Genomic DNA, 3,341 nt, shown 5'->3' with positions numbered 1-3,341 from the left:
TGTTTTCAGGCGGATATTGATGTCAGCAACACTCTTTTTGTACTGGTCTTCGCCCTCGACGGCAAAGCGCGTCGAGATTTTTCGCTCAGCCATTTACTCCTCCCTTTTCATGACGCCTGCATTGTGCAGGGATACGAGGTCAAACACGACCCCAACCGGGAGGCTAAGCACCTCCCGGCTGGACAGGCCGCACACAATACCCGTGCGCAGATACTGCGCCACGGTTATTCCGTTTTTTTTTTTGAAGTTCGGCAAGGCCGAGGTCGATTTCCTCCTCGGGCTGGTCACGGTGGTAACCGCGCATGACCGCATTTACCACCGCCTGCTGTAATTCGATCAGCTCATCGGGCATGATGCGCGCTGCGACGTCATCCGCGTCCGGGATGGAGCCGCGCGCGTGGCCATCCATGCGGCGCACCAGCTCTCCCTGTTCGGCGAGGATGCAGAACGCCTGCACCGTGGCCTGCATACCGGCTGCGCCCGGCTGGGTGAGCGCTGCGATGATGTCCTGATCGCCAAGCGCATCGCGTGCCGCGAACATCGCCCGGCCGTTATACAGCAGATGATAGGTCTTGCCCTGCCACTCTGTCGTTACACTGCGCATAGGCTCACGTGTCACTCGCGACACCCATCTGGGTATCCAGCCATGCCTTTGCGGCTTCCTCGGTGTCATGCTCCTTGGTCAGACGCCAGTTGCCCCTCTTGTCGGCCATAATCGTCCAGTTGGTCGCAACGGTCGAGAACGTGATCGAGTCGGCTTTGGTCGCCGCCGTATCGTTGCCGATTGCCGCCTTGGCACGAGGATAGAATACCGTCTTAAAAATCTTCTTGCCGCCTCGTACCAGGGTCTTATAATAGCCCAGTCCACCCTCAGGCGGTGTATCGCCAGTATTATAGGTACACAGCTTTTCCAGCACCGTGGCACCGTAAATCTTGCCTGCAACCGCGTCTTCCATATCGGATGTCTCCATTGCAAGCGTACCGGATACAAACTCATCAACGGATTCCTGCAGCTCATTATCACCGTACACCTTGCCCGATGCCATGGTCACGGTCAAGTCTGCCTTGTTCAGTGCGCCGATGGTGACCGGCGCGTCATAGGTCACGACGCCCTCGGGCGTGACCGTCTTATTGGGTGCAAATCTCGGATACTTTGCGCCAAATGCTGCCATTTGTTTTCCTCCTTTGTCTATCAGAGCAGGTTTTTGCTCCGTAAATAGTCGTCGTATACGTCCTCGGCTGCCGTGCACGCTGCATCCTCAGCCTGTTCGTTTGCCTTGCGCATCCACTGTTTGGCCGGAATGCCGCGCCCGGGTGCGCCGTATTCATGGATGAAGCCGACCTCGGCATTGCGGGTACCGTCGGTGCGCTTGCCTTGGGGATAAATCTCGACCGACCGCGCACTGCTGGTGCGCCGCACCTTGGCCGAGACCTTGATCGAGTCGCGCAGCTGGCCGCTATCGACCAGGCCGTCCGACTGGATCGCGCTCTTGTGTGCCTGGGCGATGACCTCACCGCCCGCATGGAGCATGCCGGACATGGTATCGTCCGGCAGCTCTGCGAGCGCCTCCAGATCGAGCAGCAGACCGTCCAGTCCGTCAACCGTCATCGGCATATAAATCTACCTCCACGCTCTCACACTCGAACACATAATGCTGCCCGAGCTTATCCGAAGCATCGGTCATGCTCGGCCAGCCGAACCCGGCGGCAAACAGTGCTCGCTTGACCGCCTTGCGGGTTTCGACTGTGTTGGCCGTCATGGGCGCGACCAGATGCACCTGGATGAGCGCCCGTTCGACGGCGGGCTGGTTGTCGCCGTATCCCATGCCGGTCGTGTCATAATTAAATGCCAGATAGGTGTCGTGGCTCCCGGTGTAAGTGCCCGGCATGGTGGGCAGGACGGGCGTGAGCGCGTCCATCAGCCGCTCGTTAAGACTTTGCATCTGTCACACCTCCCTTTGCCGTGGGGAGTTCGGAGCAGTTCAGCTCCATCCACTCCCCATCCTTGCTGTACGCCCGCTCGACCTTGTACCGCTTGTTGTCCAGCTCCACGATGGTCTGACCGGCGTAGTCCGGCACGCGCACACGGAACACGCAGGAAAGCCGGGTGCCCGCGCGCAGTGCCTCATAAAATTCCAGCCGCTTGACCTCACCCATCTCGGCGTAAACCTCGGTCGAGGTCTCGTCCGGGATGGGATAGCCGTCGGCGTCTAGCTTACCCTCGGTGTTGGGTTTGGACACAAGGGTCAAATCTACAAAGCGCACGGTCAGACGTCCTCCTCTCGGTAGTCGCCCGACAGCTCCATGCTGTCCCGCAGACCGTCGTAACACGCCTGCCAGCGCTCGCCCTGGTCGTCATAGCCAAAGTACGCCTTGCAGTACAGCACGATGGCGCGGGCGATCAGCGGGTCGTCCTCGTCCACCCGGCGCACGCCGTGCATCCTGAGATCGGCCTTGCACGCCTCGATCAGGGGCGTGATCTCATCGTCGTCGAGTGCGCGGCTTTTGAGCCGCAGCGCTGCGTGTACCTGTTCGAGCACTGTCGCCATCACTCACCGCGCCCTTTCAGCCCGCCTGCTTCTTGGTCAGGGTGACCAGAGAGGACTTGTCCAGCACCTTGCCGTCGGCCAGCAGGATGGCCTTGGTCACGGTGTCATCGGTGTCGTTGTCCTCATAGGTTTTGATGACCATCTGGGCGGCGTAGTTGAGGTCGTAGTCCTTCATGCGGAAGATGGCGGCAAAGATGGTGTCGGCCTCCACGGTGGGTTTGTAGTCGGGCATATAGCTGTTGATCGCAACCGGGCGGCCGAGCAGGTAGCGCTCGGGCTTGCCGCCCAGACCGTAATTTACGCGCGCGATCGGCTGGCCATCTGCGTCCACCATGCCCACAAACTGCATAAAGGTCTTTTTGCTCATCAGCCAGACCGAATCGGGCTCGTATGCATCGGGCAGTGCGCCCTCGGCCTCACACAGCAGCGCATAGTCCAGCTTGCCGTCTGCGGCAACCTCGATTGCCTGACCCTCGTCCGGGGTTTCCTTGAGGATGCCCTTGGGCTGACCCGAGCCGGAACCGTTGATGATCGCCTGTTCGAGCGCCTCGACCATGGCCTCAGATACCACCTGAATAAAGTGCGCCTCGAAGATGTCGAGCGACAGGTTGGCCACCTCGAAGGTCATAGCCACCGCGCAGCGCAGCTTGTAGTAGGCAAAGACCACGTCCTGAATGGAAAGTTTCTGCTTGTCGCTGCCCGCACCCTCAGCAACCCAGGTCGCGGTCGGACGCGCCTGCGAGACCGGAATCTTGACGCCGCCCGGAAAGTTGGTCTTAGTGACCAGCGACA

Annotated in this window: 7 protein-coding genes; all 7 read right to left on the bottom strand. The window is 60.1% G+C overall.

Annotated features, from left to right (window positions below; all coding sequences use genetic code 11):
* Nucleotides 1-163 precede the first annotated feature (163 nt).
* Nucleotides 164-628, bottom strand: a complete 465-nt coding sequence (locus tag B5F17_RS14320) for a hypothetical protein (RefSeq protein WP_143287761.1) — start codon at nucleotides 626-628, stop codon at nucleotides 164-166.
* Entirely contained in the window at nucleotides 609-1,172 is a 564-nt protein-coding gene (locus tag B5F17_RS14315) for a major tail protein (RefSeq protein ID WP_087374910.1), read from the bottom strand. The genes B5F17_RS14320 and B5F17_RS14315 overlap by 20 nt, the downstream gene beginning before the upstream one ends.
* Before the next feature lie 20 nt (nucleotides 1,173-1,192).
* On the bottom strand, nucleotides 1,193-1,615 hold the full coding sequence (locus tag B5F17_RS14310; protein ID WP_087374908.1) for an HK97 gp10 family phage protein: 423 nt from the start codon (nucleotides 1,613-1,615) through the stop codon (nucleotides 1,193-1,195).
* Nucleotides 1,599-1,943 (bottom strand): hypothetical protein, encoded by a 345-nt coding sequence (locus tag B5F17_RS14305; RefSeq protein ID WP_087374906.1) that lies wholly within the window; start codon nucleotides 1,941-1,943, stop codon nucleotides 1,599-1,601. Before B5F17_RS14305 ends, B5F17_RS14310 begins: the two co-directional genes overlap by 17 nt.
* Nucleotides 1,930-2,265: a hypothetical protein gene (locus B5F17_RS14300; RefSeq protein WP_016147175.1), complete on the bottom strand. Its 336-nt coding sequence runs from the start codon at nucleotides 2,263-2,265 to the stop codon at nucleotides 1,930-1,932. Before B5F17_RS14300 ends, B5F17_RS14305 begins: the two co-directional genes overlap by 14 nt.
* A 2-nt stretch (nucleotides 2,266-2,267) precedes the next feature.
* A complete protein-coding gene (locus B5F17_RS14295; protein WP_087374904.1) occupies nucleotides 2,268-2,549 on the bottom strand; it encodes a head-tail connector protein in 282 nt (93 codons plus the stop codon).
* Nucleotides 2,550-2,565: 16 nt separating this feature from the next.
* Nucleotides 2,566-3,341, bottom strand: a 776-nt coding sequence (locus B5F17_RS14290) for a phage major capsid protein (RefSeq protein WP_087374902.1), incomplete at its 5' end; no start/stop codon positions are given.

It is taken from the genome of Butyricicoccus pullicaecorum, from assembly GCF_002160355.1.
Taxonomy (GTDB): domain Bacteria; phylum Bacillota; class Clostridia; order Oscillospirales; family Butyricicoccaceae; genus Butyricicoccus; species Butyricicoccus pullicaecorum.
This window is presented reverse-complemented; position numbering and strand designations above follow the sequence as displayed.

Excerpts from the sequence above, each read along its gene's own strand:
- B5F17_RS14315 (WP_087374910.1), bottom strand. The coding sequence starts at position 1,172 with ATGGCAGCATTTGGCGCAAAGTATCCGAGATTTGCACCCAATAAGACG.
- B5F17_RS14310 (WP_087374908.1), bottom strand. The coding sequence starts at position 1,615 with ATGCCGATGACGGTTGACGGACTGGACGGTCTGCTGCTCGATCTGGAG.
- B5F17_RS14305 (WP_087374906.1), bottom strand. The coding sequence starts at position 1,943 with ATGCAAAGTCTTAACGAGCGGCTGATGGACGCGCTCACGCCCGTCCTG.
- B5F17_RS14295 (WP_087374904.1), bottom strand. The coding sequence starts at position 2,549 with ATGGCGACAGTGCTCGAACAGGTACACGCAGCGCTGCGGCTCAAAAGC.